Source organism: Streptomyces sp. NPDC002032 (assembly GCF_042890765.1).
GTDB lineage: Bacteria > Actinomycetota > Actinomycetes > Streptomycetales > Streptomycetaceae > Streptomyces.
Genome location: NZ_JBIASM010000006.1, coordinates 88,598 through 106,679, shown reverse-complemented (window position 1 = coordinate 106,679; position 18,082 = coordinate 88,598). Strand labels below are relative to the sequence as shown.

The 18,082-nt window shown below is 73.8% G+C and carries 18 protein-coding genes; 8 read left to right on the top strand and 10 right to left on the bottom strand.

Annotation, left to right across the window (positions count from 1 at the left end):
• The first annotated feature begins 150 nt into the window (after positions 1–150).
• Complete coding sequence (locus tag ACFYYT_RS16450; protein WP_351826623.1) at positions 151–732, top strand: Lrp/AsnC family transcriptional regulator; 582 nt, start codon at positions 151–153, stop codon at positions 730–732.
• Between the two features lie 101 nt (positions 733–833).
• Here ACFYYT_RS16450 and ACFYYT_RS16445 read toward each other — a convergent pair whose 3' ends face one another.
• Positions 834–1,421 (bottom strand): TetR/AcrR family transcriptional regulator, encoded by a 588-nt coding sequence (locus tag ACFYYT_RS16445; RefSeq protein WP_351826624.1) that lies wholly within the window; start codon positions 1,419–1,421, stop codon positions 834–836.
• Positions 1,418–2,944, bottom strand: a complete 1,527-nt coding sequence (locus ACFYYT_RS16440) for a 3-hydroxyacyl-CoA dehydrogenase (protein ID WP_351826625.1) — start codon at positions 2,942–2,944, stop codon at positions 1,418–1,420. The genes ACFYYT_RS16445 and ACFYYT_RS16440 overlap by 4 nt, the downstream gene beginning before the upstream one ends.
• Positions 2,945–3,112: 168 nt before the next feature.
• Between ACFYYT_RS16440 and paaN the strand changes: the two genes are divergently transcribed.
• Positions 3,113–4,795: a phenylacetic acid degradation protein PaaN gene (gene paaN, locus ACFYYT_RS16435; RefSeq protein ID WP_351826626.1), complete on the top strand. Its 1,683-nt coding sequence runs from the start codon at positions 3,113–3,115 to the stop codon at positions 4,793–4,795.
• Between the two features lie 55 nt (positions 4,796–4,850).
• Here the strand turns inward: paaN and ACFYYT_RS16430 are convergent, their stop codons facing one another.
• The 3 genes from ACFYYT_RS16430 to ACFYYT_RS16420 are packed head-to-tail and all read right to left on the bottom strand — an operon-like array spanning position 4,851 to position 7,641.
• Positions 4,851–5,609: a TrmH family RNA methyltransferase gene (locus ACFYYT_RS16430; RefSeq protein ID WP_351826627.1), complete on the bottom strand. Its 759-nt coding sequence runs from the start codon at positions 5,607–5,609 to the stop codon at positions 4,851–4,853.
• A 44-nt stretch (positions 5,610–5,653) separates the two neighbouring features.
• A complete protein-coding gene (locus ACFYYT_RS16425; RefSeq protein ID WP_351826628.1) occupies positions 5,654–6,985 on the bottom strand; it encodes an HTTM domain-containing protein in 1,332 nt (443 codons plus the stop codon).
• The gene (locus ACFYYT_RS16420) at positions 6,970–7,641 is read right to left on the bottom strand and encodes a DUF5819 family protein (protein ID WP_351826629.1); all 672 of its coding nucleotides are present in this window, start codon (positions 7,639–7,641) and stop codon (positions 6,970–6,972) included. The genes ACFYYT_RS16425 and ACFYYT_RS16420 overlap by 16 nt, the downstream gene beginning before the upstream one ends.
• A 135-nt stretch (positions 7,642–7,776) precedes the next feature.
• Here ACFYYT_RS16420 and paaA point away from each other — a divergent pair, with 135 nt between their 5' ends.
• The 6 genes from paaA (at position 7,777) to ACFYYT_RS16390 (ending at position 12,739) form a co-directional block, all read left to right on the top strand.
• Positions 7,777–8,799, top strand: coding sequence for a 1,2-phenylacetyl-CoA epoxidase subunit PaaA (gene paaA / locus ACFYYT_RS16415; RefSeq protein ID WP_351826630.1), 1,023 nt, complete (start codon positions 7,777–7,779; stop codon positions 8,797–8,799).
• On the top strand, positions 8,796–9,080 hold the full coding sequence (gene paaB, locus ACFYYT_RS16410) for a 1,2-phenylacetyl-CoA epoxidase subunit PaaB (RefSeq protein ID WP_030225109.1): 285 nt from the start codon (positions 8,796–8,798) through the stop codon (positions 9,078–9,080). The genes paaA and paaB overlap by 4 nt, the downstream gene beginning before the upstream one ends.
• Positions 9,077–9,811, top strand: a complete 735-nt coding sequence (gene paaC, locus ACFYYT_RS16405; protein ID WP_351826631.1) for a 1,2-phenylacetyl-CoA epoxidase subunit PaaC — start codon at positions 9,077–9,079, stop codon at positions 9,809–9,811. Before paaB ends, paaC begins: the two co-directional genes overlap by 4 nt.
• The gene (gene paaD / locus ACFYYT_RS16400) at positions 9,805–10,305 is read left to right on the top strand and encodes a 1,2-phenylacetyl-CoA epoxidase subunit PaaD (RefSeq protein WP_351826632.1); all 501 of its coding nucleotides are present in this window, start codon (positions 9,805–9,807) and stop codon (positions 10,303–10,305) included. The genes paaC and paaD overlap by 7 nt, the downstream gene beginning before the upstream one ends.
• A complete protein-coding gene (locus ACFYYT_RS16395; protein ID WP_351826633.1) occupies positions 10,306–11,439 on the top strand; it encodes a 2Fe-2S iron-sulfur cluster-binding protein in 1,134 nt (377 codons plus the stop codon).
• A 157-nt stretch (positions 11,440–11,596) separates the two neighbouring features.
• Complete coding sequence (locus ACFYYT_RS16390; protein WP_351826634.1) at positions 11,597–12,739, top strand: acyl-CoA dehydrogenase family protein; 1,143 nt, start codon at positions 11,597–11,599, stop codon at positions 12,737–12,739.
• A 13-nt stretch (positions 12,740–12,752) separates the two neighbouring features.
• Here ACFYYT_RS16390 and ACFYYT_RS16385 read toward each other — a convergent pair whose 3' ends face one another.
• From ACFYYT_RS16385 to ACFYYT_RS16365, 5 genes are all read right to left on the bottom strand, one after another.
• On the bottom strand, positions 12,753–13,097 hold the full coding sequence (locus ACFYYT_RS16385) for a rhodanese-like domain-containing protein (RefSeq protein ID WP_351826635.1): 345 nt from the start codon (positions 13,095–13,097) through the stop codon (positions 12,753–12,755).
• Positions 13,098–13,208: 111 nt separating this feature from the next.
• Positions 13,209–14,039, bottom strand: a complete 831-nt coding sequence (locus ACFYYT_RS16380) for a hypothetical protein (protein WP_351826636.1) — start codon at positions 14,037–14,039, stop codon at positions 13,209–13,211.
• 178 nt (positions 14,040–14,217) lie between these two features.
• Positions 14,218–15,651, bottom strand: a complete 1,434-nt coding sequence (locus ACFYYT_RS16375; protein WP_388608222.1) for a DUF2252 domain-containing protein — start codon at positions 15,649–15,651, stop codon at positions 14,218–14,220.
• A 67-nt stretch (positions 15,652–15,718) separates the two neighbouring features.
• A complete protein-coding gene (locus ACFYYT_RS16370) occupies positions 15,719–16,366 on the bottom strand; it encodes a response regulator transcription factor (protein ID WP_351826648.1) in 648 nt (215 codons plus the stop codon).
• A gap of 20 nt (positions 16,367–16,386) precedes the next feature.
• Entirely contained in the window at positions 16,387–18,081 is a 1,695-nt protein-coding gene (locus ACFYYT_RS16365) for a sensor histidine kinase (protein WP_351826638.1), read from the bottom strand.
• Position 18,082 lies beyond the last annotated feature (1 nt).

Here is an 18,082-nt window from a genome sequence, read left to right as displayed (position 1 = left end):
GGGCAGGGACGGCTCGGGTGTGAGGCGCCTCACCTACCGATTGTTCGGTCGTCAGCGCAATTTGGCTACAGGCGGCTCCAGGCTGTGGACAAAGTGGCGACGGGGCCCTGGGATGGGTGCAGGACGTCCAGCAGAGGGAGGCAGTGGGCAATGCCGGATGAACAAATGGCCGGAGCGGGCTCCGCACCGGTCCCACCGGGGGGTGGCCCGGCCGTCACACCGGCACCAGCGGTTCCGCCGCGCCCCCTGGACCCGATCGACCGGTCGATCATGCGGCTGCTCCAGGCGGACGGCCGTGCCTCGATACGGTCGGTGGCCGAGCAGGTGCACGTCTCGCGGGCCAATGCCTACGCCCGCATCAACCGGCTGATCGACGACGGGGTGATCCGGGGCTTCACCGCCCGCGTGAACCACGAACGCGCAGGTCAGGGGGCCTCCGCGTATATCACCCTCAAGATCGTCCAGAATTCCTGGCGGACGGTGCGCGAGCAGTTGCGCGAGCTGCCGGGCGCGGCCCACATCGCCCTGGTGAGCGGGGACTTCGATGTCCTGCTGCTGGTCCACACCCCGGACAACCGGACCCTGCGCGAGCTGGTCCTCACCCGCCTCCAGGCCATCCCGGAGGTCCTCTCCACCCGTACCCTGCTGGTCTTCGAGGAGACCGACCTGCTGGCCCCGGGCCCGAACCAGCCCCTCCCGCCGGGTCCGCCGCCCGCGCTCGCGGAGGACTGACGGCGGCCGGCCGGGGCCGGGCCGGGGTCATGGGGGGGGCACTCGGGGGCACGCGGGGTCACTCCCCGCGCGGCGGCCGAACGGGTCCCCGGGCCGGCCGCTCAGCGTGCGGTGCGCAGGCCGTCCAGGGCCATGCTGACCACCGCGTCCGCGAGCTGGTCGGGGGTCGTGCCCGGGTGCGGGCGGTACCACTCGACCAGGGAGTTCACCATGCCGAAGAGCAGGCGGGTGGCCAGCCGGATGTCCACGTCCGCGCGCAGGTCCCCGTCGGCCGCGGCGGCCTTGAGGAGCTCGGCGACCTGGTGGTCGAACTCGCGGCGCCGCTCCAGGGCCCAGCGCTCGGTCCGGGTGTTGCCGCGCACGCGCAGCAGCAGGGTGACGTACGGCAGCTCCGCGACCAGCACCTCGACGGTGCGGCGCGTGACGTGCTCGACGCGCTCGACCGCGCGCCCCCGTACCGCGCCGGGCTCCTCCAGGACGGCGAAGAGGCCGTCCAGGGCCCGGCTGACGGCCCGGCGGAGCAGTTCCTCCTTGCCCGCGACGTGGTGGTAGATCGAGGACTTCGAGATGCCGGCGGCCTTGGAGAGGTGCTCCATGGACGTGCCGTCGTAGCCGCGCTCGTTGAAGACCTGCACGGCGACGGACAGGAGCGTCTCCGGGGTGTAGGTGTCACGCCTCACGGTGGTCATCCGGTCTCCTCCGCGCCCTCGTCCTCGTCCTCGCCGGCCGCGTAACCCAGCTTGAACAGGGCCAGCGAGGGCGCGTACCGGCCGCCGGGACAGCGTTCGTCCAGGTGGTGGAGCAGGTCGTATGCCCAGTCCCGGCCGAGCTTCTCGTGCCACGCGGACGGGCCCAGCGGGTAGTTGACGCCGAGCCGCATCGCGGTGTCGATGTCCTCGGCGGTGGCCACCCCGCGCGCCACGGCGTCGGCGGTGAGGTCGATCAGCATCGCGACGGTCCGGGCGACGATCATGCCGGGGACGTCGCCGATGACGGAGACCCGCTTGCCGAGCTTCTGGAAGAGGCCCACCGCCTCGGAGAGGGTGCGTTCGGTGGTGTCCGCGCTGGCGGAGAGCGCGATCCGGGTGGCGCCGCGGTAGTCCAGCGCGAGGTCGAAGTAGACGACGTCGGCGAACTCCACCGAGGTCTTGCCGTCCGCGAGCACCAGCTGGCCCTCGCCGGGCAGCTGGATGTACGGGCCGCCGTGTTCGGTGGCCGTCACCGCGATCCCGGCCTCCTCCAGCAGCTCGGCCAGCTCCGCCGCCGGGCCGAGGTCGCCGACGACGGTGACCTTGTCCGGCGCCGTCCCGGGGCCCGCGGTGTGCGGCGCGGGCTGCTCGGCGCCCTCCGCGTACGGGAACCAGCCCTGCCCCGACTTGCGGCCGAGACGGCCCGACTGGACCAGTCGGCGCTGGGCGAGCGAGGGGGTGAACTTGGGGCTGCGGAAGAACGACTCCCAGACCGAACGGGTGACGGCCTCGTTGACGTCCTGGCCGATCAGGTCCGTCAGCTCGAAGGGGCCCATCTTGAAGCCCCCGCTCTCGCGCAGGACGGCGTCGATGGTGGCCGGGTCGGCGCCCTGCTCCTCGTACACCGCGAAGGCCTCGGCGTAGAAGGGGCGGGCGATCCGGTTGACGATGAAGCCCGGGGTGTCGGCGCAGCGGACCGGGGTCTTGCCCCAGGCCAGGACGGTGTCGTAGGCGCGCTCGGCGGCATCGGGCGCGGTCGCGGAGCCGCTCACCACCTCGACGAGCGGGAGCAGCGGGGCCGGGTTGAAGAAGTGCAGGCCGAGGAAGCGGCCGGGGTGCGCGAGGCCGGCGGCGATCTCGGTGACGGAGAGGGAAGAGGTGTTGGTGGCCAGCAGGGCGTCGGCCGGAACCACCTCTTCGAGCGAAGCGAAGAGCGCCCGCTTGACGGAGGCGTCCTCGACGACGGCCTCGATGACGAGCGCGGCGCCGGCGAGGGCGGCGAGGCCGTCGGCGGCACCAATCCGGCCGATCGCGTCCTCGGCCGTGGCCGGGTCCAGCCGGCCCTTGGTGGCCATCCGCTCGACGCGCTCGCGCACGAGGGCGGCGCCGGCGGCGGCGAGGCCGGGGCCGATGTCGTGGATCAGCACGCGGTGACCTGCGAGGAGGGCCACCTGGGCGATGCCCTGACCCATGGTGCCGGCGCCGACGACCGCCACAGTGCGGGACCGCTCGATTGCTGTCATGTCCTGATCCTCCCGCACCGGGTTGTCCACAGGTCTGCCGGGCCCTCTTGTCCCGACCGATCGTTCGGTTACTCTAACTGCAGTCTGCTCTTCTTCACCCGCCCCCGCCTGATCTCAGCCTGTGAAACCAGCCTGATCTTGCCCGGCTCAACGAGGAGTTGGTCCCTGATGGCCGCCGAGCTCACCCTCCCCCAGCTGACCGAGAAGCACCGGAACACCCTGGACCAGGCGCTCGCCGCCATCCGCAGCCGCGCCTACTGGTCCCCGCACCCCGAACACCCGAAGGCCTACGGGGAGACCGCCCCGGCCGACGGCCTGGCCGCCTTCGAGGCCCTGCGCGGCACCCGCCTCGACCTCGGGCAGCCCGGCACCGACGGCTGGACCGGCGGCGAGGTGTCCCCGTACGGCCCGGAGCTGGGCGTCGAGTACCCGCACGCCGACCCCGACGTCCTGCTGCCCGCGATGAAGGCCGGCATCCCGGCCTGGCGCGACGCCGGACCGGAGACCCGCGCCCTGGTCTCCATCGAGATCCTGGCCCGCATCTCCGCCCGCACGCACGAGTTCGCGCACGCGGTCATGCACACCAGCGGCCAGGCCTTCATGATGGCGTTCCAGGCGGGCGGCCCCCACGCGCAGGACCGCGGCCTGGAGGCGGTGGCCTACGCGTACGAGGAGCAGACCCGCGTCCCCGGGCAGGCCGACTGGTCGAAGCCGCAGGGCAAGCGCGACCCGCTGGAACTGGGCAAGACCTTCACCGCGGTCCCGCGCGGCATCTCGCTGATGATCGGCTGCAACACCTTCCCGACCTGGAACGGCTACCCGGGCCTCTTCGCCTCCCTGGCCACGGGCAACGCCGTCCTGGTCAAGCCGCACCCGCGGGCCGTCCTCCCCCTCGCGCTCACCGTCCAGGTGGCCCGCGAGGTCCTCGCCGAGGCCGGCTTCGACCCGAACCTGGTGGCCCTCGCGGCCGAGCGGCCGGGCGAGGGCATCGCCAAGACCCTCGCGCTGCGCCCCGAGATCAAGCTGATCGACTACACCGGGTCGACGGAGTTCGGCGACTGGCTGGAGGCCAACGCCCGTCAGGCGCAGGTCTACACGGAGAAGGCGGGCGTCAACACCGTCGTCCTCGACTCGACCTCCGACTACAAGGGCATGCTGTCCAACCTGGCCTTCTCGCTGTCCCTCTACAGCGGCCAGATGTGCACCACCCCGCAGAACCTGCTGATCCCGCGCGACGGCATCGGCACGGACGCCGGGCACAAGACGTACGACGAGGTCGTCGCCGATCTCGCCGCCTCCGTCGGCGGCCTGCTGGGCGACGACGCCCGGGCCAACGCGCTGCTGGGCGCCCTGGTCAATCCGGACGTCAAGGCCCGCCTGGAGGCCGCGGCCGGCCTGGGCGAGGTCGCCCTGGCCTCCCGCGAAGTGGTCAACCCCGAGTTCCCGGACGCGGTGGTCCGCACCCCGGTGATGGTGAAGCTGGACGCGGCCAAGGCCGACCCGGAGGCGGCCTACCTCTCCGAGTGCTTCGGCCCCGTCTCCTTCGCGGTGGCCGTGGACTCCACCGCGGACGCCCTCGACCTGCTGCGCCGCACCGTGCGGGAGAAGGGCGCGATGACGGTGGGCGCGTACACGACCTCCGCGGACACCGAACGGGCGATCGAGGAGGTCTGCCTGGAGGAATCCGCGCAGCTCTCCCTGAACCTCACGGGCGGGGTCTACGTGAACCAGACCGCGGCCTTCTCCGACTTCCACGGCTCGGGCGGCAACCCGGCGGCGAACGCGGCCCTCTGCGACGGCGCCTTCGTCGCGAACCGCTTCCGCGTGGTGGAAGTCCGCCGCCAGGCCTGACCGGCCCGGCCCCGCGGCCCTCCACGCGCGGGGCCGGCCCGGCCCTCGGGCGCGCTCAGTGCGCGGGAGCGGGGCCGCCCCAGTGGAAGAGGGTCATGGCCACGCTGGTGGCCAGGTTGTAGCTGGAGACCTGCGGGCGCATCGGCAGGGACACCAGGTGGTCGGCGCGGGCGCGCAGCTCGGGCGAGATCCCGTGGCGTTCCGAGCCGAAGGCCAGCAGGGCGTCGTCCGGGAGGGTGAGGGCGCGGATGTCCTCGCCCTCCGGGTCGAGCGCGTACAGCGGTCCGGGCGGCAGCTCGTCGAGTTCGGTGCGGTCCACGGTGGTGGCGTAGTGCAGCCCGGCTCCGGCCCGGACCACGTTCGGGTGCCAGGGGTCGAGGTCGCCGCGGGTCAGCACCCCGGTGGCGCCGAAGCCGGCGGCGAGCCGGACCACCGCCCCGACGTTGCCGAGGTTGCGGGGGTTGTCGAGCAGGACGACGGGGGCCGTACGGGGCCGCCTCGCGAGCGCGGCCCGTCCGGCGGCCCGGTCGGGGCGGACGGCGAGCGCGGCGACCCCGGTGGGGTGCACGCGGGGCAGCAGCTCCGCGAGCGCGGCCGGCCGCACCAGCCGCTCCACCTCGGGGGCCACGTCCGGAGCCAGCTCGTCGGCGAGCGCCCGTACCGCCCGGGGGTCGTCGGCGACGGCCACCAGCACCTCGGCGCCGAAGCGCAGGGCGTGCTTCAGCGCGTGGAACCCGTCGAGCACGACCGCCCTGTCGCTCCCGGCCCACTCGCGCCACGCCCGCGCGCCCTCACTGATCCCCTGCTCACTCATACCGCCGACCTTACGAGCTCACCCCGTCCGGCCCCCACCGCCCCTCACCGGCCCACCTCGGCCCCGTCGGCGTCCGAGGCGCGGGGCTCCGGGGGCAGGGCCCCGGGCAGCGGCGCCGAGCCCGGGCGGGCGCCGGGCGCGGCCCGGGGAGCGGCGGAAGGCCCGGTGGGGGACGGGCCCGGCAGGGTGCGGCCCCGCAGGGCACGGCCGCGTAGGGCACGGCCCCGCAGGGCACCGGCCCGCAGCCCCACCCACACCAGGAAGCCCGTCGGCAGGAACACCGCGTCGGCGGCGATCATCGCCATCGAGAAGAACGGCAGCCCCAGCAGCACCGCGATCCCCGCGTGCTCCAGCATCATCGCCGCCAGCAGCACGTTCTTGACCCGCCGGTTGAACAGCGTGAACGGGAACGCCACCTGCACCGCCACCGTCCCGTACGACAGCAGCATCACCAGCAGCCCGCTCCCCGCGAGCATCCCCGACAGCCAGGGCCACGGGGTGAAGTAGTCCAGCCGGAGCGGGTAGTACAGCGCGGTCCCGTCCTGCCACCGCGAGCCCTGGATCTTGTACCAGCCGGCCGTCGCGTAGATCAGGCAGACCTCGGCCATGATCACCAGCATCCCCGCGTTGTGCAGCAGGTTCGCCAGCACGTCGAGCGCGGCCCGCCCCTCACCCTGCGGAGCGCGGCGCCCGGCCAGCCACCATGCCGCGGCCCCCGCCCACAGCGCCGCGAACGCCGCCGTCCAGCCCGGGCCGAGGCGCCCGGTCACCACCCCGTACGCGAACACCGCGCCCAGCACGCCCCACAGCACCGGCCCTACCGCCCCCGCCGAGGCCGAGCCGCGCAGCCGGGCCCGCCGCGCGTCGAGGGACCACACCTGCGCGCAGCGGGTCAGGACCAGGTACATCGCCATGAGGTGGATGACGTTGTCCCCGCCGTCGCCCATGAACACGCTGCGGTTCTGCAGCGACAGCACGCCGACCATGAAGACGACCGACGTCGCCCGCGTCCGCCAGCCCAGCACCAGCAGCGCGCTCGCGAGCACGGAGACCACGTAGACGGTCTCGAACCAGAACGCGGACCTCGACCACATCAGCACGCTGAAGGCCTCGTTCGAGGTGATCAGCCGCCGCGCCAGCTCCCAGCTCCACGGCCCGTCGGGCCCGTACAGCTCGTGCCGGTTCGGGAACTCCCGGAGCAGGAAGAACAGCCAGGTACCGGCGAAGCCGATGCGGACCACGGCGCTCTGGTAGGGCCCGAGCGCCTCGCCCGTGGCCCTCGCGAGCGCCCGCCGCGGGCGCTCGGCCCAGGCCCGCCGCGGGTGGCCCGCCCGCGCCGGCCGCGGGCGGGCCGCCGCGCTCACACCGTCCACCACGGCAGCTCCCGGTAGTACGTCTGGGTGTCGGTCTTCTCGTCGCTCCAGGCCGGGGCGGCCACGGACCGGGTCGCCGAGCGCAGCTGGACCCGCAGGATCCGGTCGCCGCGGTGGCCGGGGGCCAGCCGCTCCAGCGCGATGCGCCGCAGGTAGGCCTCCGACAGCTCGCCGCGTTCGCCGTTCGGCTTGTCGTTCTCGTCGTGGGAGCCGGTGAAGAAGTCCCAGGCCCGCCGGAGCTCGTTCTGCTCCGTGTGGCTGGGCAGGAGGCCGTGCCGGATGGCGGCGCCGTCCTCGGCGGACAGGTCCCGCCAGCCGCCGGTGACGAGCTTGCCGTCCGCGGTGCGGACCTGGGCGCGGACCTCGACGGCGATGTTCTGCTGGAGGGGGTTGGGCGCGAAGAGCTTCCAGTTCTGCTCGAACTCGGGGTAGATCCAGCCGTCGATCAGGGCCGCGTGCCGCTTGCTCACCGTGTTGGACGGGGCGACGTGCAGGAAGACGAGCGCCAGGTGGGCGCAGGCGGCGACGGCGACGGCCGCGAGCGCGAGTGCGGCGACGGCCCGGTAGGGGGCGGAAAGGCCCGCGATCCCGGGTGCGCGGGGGTTCTCGGCCGGCTGTGGAAGGTCTCCTTCCACGGGCTCCCGCTGGTTCGAATCCATCCCGCCCCGATCATCCGGCTTCCACAGGGTTGCCCACAGAGGTTGACACCCTACGGGCCGCCGTCTCACCATTGAAGGGAATGAACCGAACGATCGGTCGGTCGGGCGGACGGCACACTCTGACAGGGGACCGGGATGGTCGCAGTGACCCCGGAAACGGGCACGTCAGGCACCGCGGGCACACAGCCCGGGGATCTCGGGGCGCAGCTCCGGGCATCCTTCGACGCTGCCGTGGCGGCGGACGAGCGGGTGGAGCCGCGCGACTGGATGCCCGACGAGTACCGCGCGTCCCTGGTCCGCCAGATGGCCCAGCACGCCCACTCCGAGATCATCGGCATGCAGCCTGAGGCCAACTGGATCACCCGCGCGCCCTCCCTGCGGCGCAAGGCGATCCTGATGGCCAAGGTGCAGGACGAGGCCGGCCACGGCCTCTACCTCTACAGCGCCGCCGAGACCCTCGGCACGAGCCGCGACGAGCTCCTCGACAAGCTGCACTCGGGCAAGCAGAAGTACTCCTCGATCTTCAACTACCCCACCCTGACCTGGGCGGACGTCGGCGCCATCGGCTGGCTCGTGGACGGCGCGGCGATCACCAACCAGGTGCCGATCTGCCGCTGCTCCTACGGGCCCTATGCCCGCGCGATGGTCCGCATCTGCAAGGAGGAGTCCTTCCACCAGCGCCAGGGGTACGAGCTGCTCCTCGCGCTCTCCCGGGGCACCGAGGCCCAGCACGCCATGGCCCAGGACGCGGTCGACCGCTGGTGGTGGCCCTCGCTCATGATGTTCGGCCCGCCGGACGACGAGTCGGCGCATTCGGCGCAGTCGATGGCCTGGCGGATCAAGCGGCACTCCAACGACGAGCTGCGCCAGCGGTTCGTCGACATCGCCGTCCCGCAGGCCGAGTCGCTGGGCCTGACCCTGCCCGACCCGGACCTCAAGTGGAACGAGGAGCGCGGCCACCACGACTTCGGCGCCATCGACTGGGCCGAGTTCTGGGACGTCCTCAAGGGCAACGGCCCCTGCAACGAAGAGCGGATCAGCCAGCGGCGCACGGCGCACGAGGAAGGCGCCTGGGTCCGCGAGGCGGCCGCCGCGTACGCGCTGAAGCACGCGCCGAGCGAGAAGCACACCGGCACCGGACGAGAGGTACAGGCATGACGCAGAACTGGCCCCTGTGGGAGGTGTTCGTGCGCTCGCGCCGCGGCCTCTCGCACACGCACGCGGGCAGCCTGCACGCGCCCGACGCGGAGATGGCCCTGCGCAACGCGCGCGACCTCTACACGCGGCGCGGCGAGGGCATCTCGATCTGGGTGGTGCCCTCCACCGAGATAGTCGCCTCCTCCCCGGACGAGCGGGACCCCTTCTTCGCCCCGTCCGCCGACAAGCCCTACCGGCACCCCACCTTCTACGAGATCCCCGAGGGGGTGCGCCACCTGTGAGCAGCACCGACGCCCAGGCCACCGCCGTGACGCCGGCCGTCCTCGCCCTCGGCGACGACGCGCTGATCCTCTCCCACCGCCTCGGCGAATGGGCCGGTCACGCCCCCGTCCTGGAGGAGGAGGTCGCCCTCGCCAACATCGCGCTCGACCTCCTCGGCCAGGCCCGTGTCCTGCTCTCCATGGCGGGCGACGAGGACGAGCTGGCCTTCCTGCGCGAGGAGCGCGCCTTCCGCAACCTCCAGCTGGTCGAGCAGCCGGGCGGCGACTTCGCCCACACCATCGCCCGCCAGCTGTACTTCTCCCTCTACCAGCACGAGCTCTACGCGGAGCTCGCCGCCGGCGACGGCCCGTTCGCCCCGCTGGCGGGCAAGGCCGTCAAGGAGACCGCCTACCACCGCGACCACGCCGAGCAGTGGACGCTGCGGCTGGGCGACGGCACGCAGGAGAGCCGGTCGCGGATGCGGGCGGCGCTCGACTCGCTGTGGAAGTTCACCGGGGAGATGTTCCAGCCGGTGGAGGGGCTGGAGGTCGACATGGCGGCCCTCGAAGCCCGCTGGCTGACCGCGCTGACCGGCGTACTGGAGCGGGCCGGGCTCGCCCGGCCCGAGGGGCCCCGTACGGGCGCCTGGGCCGCCGGAGCGGGCCGCCAGGGCCTGCACACCGAGTCGTTCGGGCGGCTCCTCGCGGAGATGCAGCATCTGCACCGCAGCCACCCGGGAGCATCGTGGTGACGGCCGCCCGGACCCGCCTGGAAGCGGAGCTGGCCGAACTGGCGGGCTCCGTCCCCGACCCGGAGCTGCCGGTGCTCACCCTCGCCGAGCTCGGCGTCGTGCGCGGGGTGCGGATGCATGAGGACGGCCACGCGGAGGTCACCCTGACCCCCACCTACACCGGCTGCCCGGCCATCGAGGCCATGTCCGCCGACATCGAGCGGGTCCTGACCGGCCACGGCATACCGCGGGTGCGGGTGACGACGGTCCTGTCCCCCGCCTGGTCGACGGACGACATCACCGCCGAGGGCCGCCGCAAACTGTCCGAGTTCGGCATCGCCCCGCCGCGCCCGCACTCCGCCGGCGGAGCCGTCCCGCTCACCCTGTCCGTGCGCTGCCCGCACTGCGGCTCCACCGACACCGAGCTGCTCAGCCGTTTCTCCTCCACCGCGTGCAAGGCTCTGCGCCGCTGCGTCGCCTGCCGCGAACCGTTCGACCACTTCAAGGAGCTGTAGATGGCCGTGTCAGTGCCCCAGGCCCCGGCCGGAACCGGCCGCCCCGCGCGCCACGGCGCGTTCCACCCGCTGACGGTGGCGGCGGTCGACCGGCTGACGGACGACTCGGTGGCGCTGACCCTGACCGTCCCCGAGGGACTGCGCGCCGAGTACCGGCACGCGCCCGGCCAGCACCTCACGCTGCGCCGCACCGGCTCCGAGGGCACCGAGGTCCGCCGGACCTACTCGATCTGCTCGCCCGCCCCGGCCGCCGACGGCCCGGGCCCGGCCCGGCTGCGGGTCGGGGTGCGGCTGGTGGAGGGCGGCGCGTTCTCCACCTTCGCGCACAAGGAGATCGCCGCCGGGGACGTGCTGGACGTGATGGTCCCGGCCGGGCGGTTCGTCCTGGACCCGGCCGCGGCCCCGGCCGGCGCGCACTACGCGGCCGTCGTCGGCGGCAGCGGGATCACCCCGGTTCTGTCGATCGCCGCCTCCCTGCTGGCGGCCCGGCCCGACGCCCGGTTCTGCCTGGTGCGCGGCGACCGCACGGCCGCGTCGACGATGTTCCTGGACGAGGTCGCCGACCTGAAGGACCGCTACCCCGACCGCTTCCAGCTGGTCACCGCCCTCTCCCGGGAGGAGCAGGAGGCCGGGCTCCCGTCCGGCCGGCTGGACGAGGCGCGGCTGACCTCCCTGCTGCCCGCCCTGCTGCCGGTGACCGAGGTGACGGGCTGGTACCTGTGCGGGCCGTACGGACTCGTCGAGGGCGCCGAGCGCGCCCTGGGCGCGCTGGGCGTCTCCCGCACCCGGGTGCACGAGGAGGTCTTCCACGTCGAGGACGCCGCGGCCGCGGCGCCCGCCCGGGCGGACGCGGCCGCCGGCGGCACGGTCACCGCCCGGCTCGACGGCCGTTCGGGCACCTGGCCGGTGCTGGACGGCGAGTCGCTGCTGGACGCCGTGCTGCGGGGCCGCGCGGACGCCCCGTACGCCTGCAAGGGCGGGGTCTGCGGCACCTGCCGGGCCTTCCTGGTGACGGGAGAGGTGCGGATGGAGCGCAACTTCGCCCTGGAGGAGGACGAGACGGAGGCCGGGTTCGTGCTGGCCTGCCAGTCCCACGCGGTGTCGGAGGAAGTGGAGATCGACTTCGACCGCTGACCGGCCCGCGCGCCCGTTCCCGGCTTCGTTCCCGGCCTCCGTTCCCGAGCCCCCGTCAGGCTGTGCTTTTCCCCTGCGGTGCTCTATCTTGACGCACCGTCAGATCTGAACGGACGACGGATACGACCGGGATCCGGTGCGCGCGGGAGGACAGGCAGTGGACTTCACCTTCACCGAGGAACAGCGGGCCGCCGTCGAGGCGGCGAAGGCCGTGTTCGCGGACGTCACCCCCGACCGCGTACCGAGCCCCGCGCTGACGCCCGGGGCCGTCGCCGAGGAGTTCGACCGGCCCCTGTGGGCCAAGCTCGCCGGCTCGGACCTGCTGAGCCTCGTCCTCGCCGAAGAGCACGGCGGAGCGGGTCTCGACGCCATCGCGCTGTGCCTCGTCCTGCGCGAGGCGGCCCGGGTCCTGGCCCGGGTCCCGCTGCTGGAGCACTGCGCCACGGCCATGGCCGTCCAGTCCCACGGCAGCCCCGAACTGGCCGCCGCCCTGCTGCCCGGCGCCAGCCGAGGCACGCTCGTCCTGACCGTCGCCGCGCACGGCCGCACCGGCCACGATCCGGCCGAACTCGCCGTCACCGCACGCCGCGAGGACGACCACTGGATCCTGGACGGGGTCCAGACCTCCGTGCCCTGGGCCCACAGCTGCGACTGGATCGCCGTACCCGCCCACACCGGCGAAGGAGAGGCCGTCCTCGCGCTGGTCCCCCGCGTCACCGACGGGCTCACCCTCGCCGACCAGTACTCCACCAGCGGGGAACGCCTCGCCGAACTCACCCTGGACGGGGTCCGCGTCCACGCCGCGCACCTGATCGAGACCCCCGGGGCCTGGGACCGGCTCCGCCAGGTCCTGGCCACCGGCACCTGCGCCCTCGCGCTCGGCCTCGGCGAGGGCGTCCTCACCATGACCAGCCAGTACACCGGCAAGCGCGAGCAGTTCGGCTTCCCCGTGGCCACCTTCCAGGCCGTCGCGGTCCAGGCCGCGGACCGCTACATCGACCTCCGCGCCATGGAGGTGACCCTCTGGCAGGCCGCCTGGCGGCTGGACGCCGCCACGGGCGGCGCGGGCGGTCCGCTGCCCAGCGAGGGGGACGTCGCCGTCGCCAAGATCTGGGCCTCGGAGGGCGTGCGCCGGGTCGTGCAGACCGCGCAGCACCTCCACGGCGGCTTCGGTGCCGACACCGACTACCCGCTGCACCGCTACCACGCCTGGGCCAAGCAGCTGGAGCTCCAGCTGGGCCCGGCCGCGGCCCACGAGGAGGCCCTGGGCGACCTGCTGGCCGCCCACCCCCTCGCGTGACGGGCCGAAGGACCTAGAGGACGAAGGCCGGGTTCCCGTTGTCCGTCACCATCGGGCGCCCGGCGCTCTCCCACGCCTGCATCCCGCCGTCGATGTTGACGGCGTCGATCTCCTGGCGCACCAGGTACTGGGTCACCTGCGCGGAGCGCCCGCCGACCCGGCACATCACGTGGACCCGGCGGCCGTCCTCGACGGCCTCCGTCAGCTCGCCGAAGCGGGCCACGAAGTCGCTCATCGGGATGTGCAGCGCGCCCTCGACGTGACCGGCCGCCCATTCGTCGTCCTCACGGACGTCCAGGACAAAGCCTTCGGCGGGCACCGCGGCGGCGTCCACCGAGGGGAGCGGTCCGAGGTTCATAACTGTCGCCTTCTCTCTTCACGGGTCTCGCCCGCCAACCTATCCGACCCCGTACACCGCACGGCAGCACAACCACACGACCGCACAACACACGGCCGCACGGCCGCACGGCTAGAGGGTGCCGAAGGCCGCGAGCTCCGCCTCGCGCTCGGCTACCTGCGCGAGCAGCTGCTCGGCGATCTCCTCCAGCAGCCGGTCGGGGTCGTCCGGGGCCATCCGCAGCATCGCCCCGATCGCACTGTCCTCCAGCTCCCCGGCCACCACGGACAGCAGCTCCTTGCGGCGGGCCAGCCACTCCAGCCGGGCGTACAGCTCCTCGCTCTCGCTCGGCCGCGCGGCCGCCGACGCCGGACCGGCCTCCCACTCGGCGGCCAGCTCCCGCAGCAGTCCTTCCTCGCCCCGCCCGTACGCGGCGTTGACCCGCACGATGAAGGCGTCACGACGGGCTCGCTCGTCCTCGTCCTGGGCCAGGTCCGGGTGGGCCCGGCGGACCAGCTCCCGGTAGAGGCGGCGGACCTCCTCCGAGGGCCGCACCCGCTCCGGCGGCTTCACGGACCGGTCGGTGAGCATGGCGCCCGCGTCGTCGGAGATCCCGTCCGAGTCCATCCAGTCGTGGAACAGCTCCTCCACCCCGGGCATCGGCATGACCAGCGCGCGTGCCTCACGGGCCAGGCGCAGGTCCTCCGGGTCGCCGCTGCGGGCCGCCTTCGCCTCGGCGATCAGCGCGTCGAGCTCGTCGAGCCGCGAGTACATCGGGCCGAGCTTCTGGTGGTGCAGCCGGGAGAAGTTCTCGACCTCCACCCGGAAGGTCTCCACGGCGATCTCGAACTCGATCAGCGCCTGCTCGGCGGCCCGCACGGCCCGGTCGAGCCGCGCCTCGGGCCGCTCGTCGCGGGAGTCGGCGGGCTCTTCGGGAACTGTCTGCTCGGTCTGCTCGCTCACCCGGCCAGCCTACGGCCCGCCGGGCCCGCCCGGACCGCCGTGTTTCACGTGAAACACGGCTCACGCTGAGCACGGCCCCCGGGTGGGCCGTGTTTCACGTGAAACACGGCCCACCCGCAAACCGGGGCGGCCCGAAAGGCCGCCCCGCCCTCGGAGCCGGCCCCTCGGAGCCGGCCCCTCAGACCCCGGTCTCGGCCGCGATCCGGCCCGACTTCACCGCCGCCACCAGATCCGCGTGGTCCGCCTCGCTCCGGTCCGCGTAGGCCACGGCGAACGCGGCCATGGCCTCGTCCAGCTCCTCGTTCTTCCCGCAGTACCCCGCCAGCAGCCGCGGATCCGCACTGTGGGCGTGGGCCCGGGCCAGCAGGGCACCGGTCATCCGGCCGTAGTCGTCGAGCTGCTCGGCGGCCAGCGCCGCCGGGTCCACGCTCCCCTTGCGGTTGCGGAACTGGCGCACCTGGAAGGGCCGGCCCTCCACCGTGGTCCAGCCCAGCATGATGTCGGAGACGACCTGCATCATCTTCTGCCCGGCCACCACCCGCCGGCCCTCGTGCTCCTCCGGCCGCGCGGGGAAGCCCAGCCCCGGCAGGTGCGGCAGCAGCACCGACGGCCGCGCCTCCTTCACCTGGAGCACCAGCGGCTCACCGCGGTGATCCAGCAGCAGCACCACGTACGAGCGGGTGCCCACGCTGCCGGTGCCCACCACCCGGAAGGCCACGTCGTGGATGGCGTACCGGGCCAGCAGCGGCAGCCGGTCCCCGGAGAGGGTCTCCAGGTACGGGCCCAGCGAGGCGGCCACCGCGGCGGCCTCCCCGTCCCCGACCCGGCGCAGCACGGGCAGCGCGTCCACGAACCGGCGGCCGCCGTCCGCCCCCACCTCGGTCGCCTTGGCGGCGAACCGGGCGGAGGTGTTGTTGCGGGCCTTCTCCGAGACCCGCTCCAGCGTGCCCAGCAGGTCCCGGGCATCGGTGTGCGAGACGAGTTCCTCGTCGGCGATGGCGTTCCACGCGTCCAGGGCCGGCAGCTTGGCCAGCAGCCGCATGGTGCGCCGGTAGGCGCCCACCGTGTCCCGCGCCGCCGCACGGCAGGTGTCCTCGTCGGCTCCCGCGACCCGCCCGGCCAGCACCAGCGAGGTCGCGAGCCGCTTCACGTCCCACTCCCACGGACCGAAGACGGTCTCGTCGAAGTCGTTCAGGTCGATGACGAGCCGGCCGCGCGGGTCCCCGTACAGGCCGAAGTTGGCGGCGTGCGCGTCGCCGCAGATCTGGGCGCCGACGCCCGTGACCGGTCCGCCCGACAGGTCGTGGGCCATCAGCCCGGCCGCTCCGCGCAGGAACGCGAAGGGGTTGGCGGCCATGCGGCCCACCCGGATCGGGGTCAGTTCGGCCACCCGGCCGGCATTGGACTCCTCCACCGCGCGGACCGCGTCCGGGCGCCCGGCGGGCGCCTCGAAGCGGGCGTGCGCCGCACGCGGCACCCGGACCCGCAGTGCCTTCCCGGCTTCCCGGGGCGATCCCGTCACGAACCGGGGGGCGAAGCCGTCGACGCGCGGTATCCGCCCGTCCCGTTCCGCCGCCGTCTCGGCCGTCTGTTGCTTCGCTGCCGTCACCACTCGCGCTGCCCCCGCACTTCTAGCGCCGCACCGGCCTCTTTCGCCGGTCAGATCGGCCCGACCGTATCTAGAGCCCGGCGTCCCTGGCCAGCAGGGCCGCCTGGACCCGGTTCTCGCACTCCAGCTTCGCCAGGATTCGGCTGACGTACGTCTTCACCGTCGCCTCGCTCATGTGCAGGCGACGGCCCGCGTCCGCGTTGGACAGGCCCTCGCCCAGCAGGGCCAGCACCCCGCGCTCCCGCTCGCTGAGCCCGTCCACCCGCCGCCGGGCCGCTTCGCCGCGCCCCGCGGCCCGGCCGGTCGCCAGCTGGTCCACGACGTGCCGGGTCGCGGCGGGCGAGAGGTAGGCGTCCCCGGACGCGGCCGCCCGGACCGCTCCGATCAGCTCGCCCGGCGCCGAGTCCTTCAGCAGGAACCCCGCACCGCCCTCGCTCAGCGCCCGCAGCACGTTCTCCCGCTCCCCGAAGGTGGTGAGGATCAGCGCCCGTACGCCCGGCGCCGCGCGCCCGAGCTCCCCCAGCGCGGTCAGCCCGTCCATCACCGGCATCTGGATGTCGAGCAGCACCACGTCCGGGGCGTGCGAGCGGGCCAGCTCCACCGCCTCCCGCCCGTTGGCACCCTCCGCGACGACCTCGATGTCCGGCGCCGAGGTCAGGATCATCCTGATCCCGGCCCGGATCAGCGGCTCGTCGTCAGCGATCACCACTCTGATCACCTTGGCTGTCACCCGCGCTCCTACTGCTTGACCTCGTACGCCTGCTTCTCCACGAGCTTGCCGTCCCGGAAGCAGAAGCGGAAAACGGAGTCGTTGGTGAACCGGGACGGATCCTCCGTCGAGAGCAGGTAGAGACACTCGGTGCCCGCCGGCCTCGCCGGCCCCTTGCGGTCCAGCCCCGAGGTCAGGACGCTGTCCCCGTCCGGCAGCCGGTCGCGCACGGACTTCTCCGGCTGCCCCACCTGCACGGCGTCGTACTCCTCCTCGCTGATCATCGCCTTGCCGACGGAGCCCACCAGCAGCGTCACCCCGGCCCCCAGCACGATGAGCAGCAGCACCAGTGCCGCGACGGCTATGCCGCAGCCCATCGCGATGCCACCGGTCCGGCTGCGGACCGGTACGGCCAGCTCGCGGTCCACGGCCGCCCAGTCCATCGGGGGCGCGCTGCGCCGCACCGAGGCCCGGGCCTGGGAGCGCTGCCCGAAGTCGTCGGCCACGTCCTCGGCGGCCCCGGCCGGCTCGGTCCCGTACGGGAGCACTCCGGCGACCCGGAAGCCGCCGCCCTCGGTCGCACCCGCGTGGACCATGCCGCCGACCAGCCGGGCCCGCTCCCGCAGCCCGGTCAGGCCCTGGCCGCCGGAGACCACCTCGCCCGCGTCCGGACCGGCCGCCGGCCCGTTCGCGATCTCCACCACCAGGGAGTCGTCCTCGTAGCGCAGCTCGACGGTGATCGCCGACCCGGGCGCGTGCTTGTAGGCGTTGGTCAGCGCCTCCTGCACGATCCGGTACGCCGCGTGGTCACAGGCCGCGACCAGCGGCCGGGGCCGGCCCGCCGCCGTGAGCCGTACGTCGGTCCCCGCGGCCCGCGCGGCCTCCACGATGCCCGTGATCCCGGCCACCCCGCGCGCCGCGGGCTGCGCCTCCTCCACGGGCGCGGCCGGGGCCTCCACCCCGTCGCGCAGGATCCCGACGACCTCGCGCAGCTCGTGCATCGCCGCGACCGAGGCCTGCCGCAGGACGCCGACCCCCTCGCGCTGGCGGTCGGTCAGCTCGGGGTCCACCTCCAGCGCCCCGGTGTGCACCGAGATCAGCGCCAGCTGGTGGCCGAGGCTGTCGTGCATGTCCTGGGCGATCCGCTGCCGTTCGCGCAGCCTGGCCTGTCCGGCCACCATCGTCCGCTCGCGCAGCAGCTGGTCGTTGCGTTCCTGGAGGGCGCTGAGCAGGGTCCGGCGCTGGTACCAGTAGCGGCTGGCCAGACCGGGCATGACGGTGGCGGCGAGGAAGAGCAGGGTGGAGAAGACGACGACCAGCAGGGGCCGCATCTGCGACCACTGGTCGACCAGGCTGAACCCGACCTCGACGAGGAAGGCCAGCACGAAGGCGGTCAGGGCCCGCCCCACGCCGACGATCCGGCGGCCCGCGGACCAGCCGAGCACGACGGTCACGAGGAACACGGCGGGCAGGAAGGCGCTGGCCGCGGCCCCCAGCACCAGCGTGGCCGCGGGCAGCCTGCGGCGCAGCAGCGTGAGCGTCACCACGGCCACCACGCCGAGGAGCATCTTCTTGCCGGAGCTGTTGCTGAGTTCGTCGATGCCCAGCCCGAGCACGGCCAGCACCGCCGCGATCGTCAGGTCCCCCGCGAACGCGCGCCGGGACCAGGGCTCGGCCCCCTTCAGCCGCTCCCAGCCCGCCCGCACCGCCGCCTCGACATCCACC

Bases quoted from the DNA above. Each gene is read 5' to 3' on its own strand.
- paaB (WP_030225109.1), top strand. From the start codon at position 8,796: ATGACGCAGAACTGGCCCCTGTGGGAGGTGTTCGTGCGCTCGCGCCGC.
- paaN (WP_351826626.1), top strand. From the start codon at position 3,113: ATGGCCGCCGAGCTCACCCTCCCCCAGCTGACCGAGAAGCACCGGAAC.
- ACFYYT_RS16395 (WP_351826633.1), top strand. From the start codon at position 10,306: ATGGCCGTGTCAGTGCCCCAGGCCCCGGCCGGAACCGGCCGCCCCGCG.
- ACFYYT_RS16440 (WP_351826625.1), bottom strand. From the start codon at position 2,944: ATGACAGCAATCGAGCGGTCCCGCACTGTGGCGGTCGTCGGCGCCGGC.
- ACFYYT_RS16450 (WP_351826623.1), top strand. From the start codon at position 151: ATGCCGGATGAACAAATGGCCGGAGCGGGCTCCGCACCGGTCCCACCG.
- ACFYYT_RS16445 (WP_351826624.1), bottom strand. From the start codon at position 1,421: ATGACCACCGTGAGGCGTGACACCTACACCCCGGAGACGCTCCTGTCC.
- ACFYYT_RS16430 (WP_351826627.1), bottom strand. From the start codon at position 5,609: ATGAGTGAGCAGGGGATCAGTGAGGGCGCGCGGGCGTGGCGCGAGTGG.
- paaA (WP_351826630.1), top strand. From the start codon at position 7,777: ATGGTCGCAGTGACCCCGGAAACGGGCACGTCAGGCACCGCGGGCACA.
- ACFYYT_RS16420 (WP_351826629.1), bottom strand. From the start codon at position 7,641: ATGGATTCGAACCAGCGGGAGCCCGTGGAAGGAGACCTTCCACAGCCG.
- ACFYYT_RS16385 (WP_351826635.1), bottom strand. From the start codon at position 13,097: ATGAACCTCGGACCGCTCCCCTCGGTGGACGCCGCCGCGGTGCCCGCC.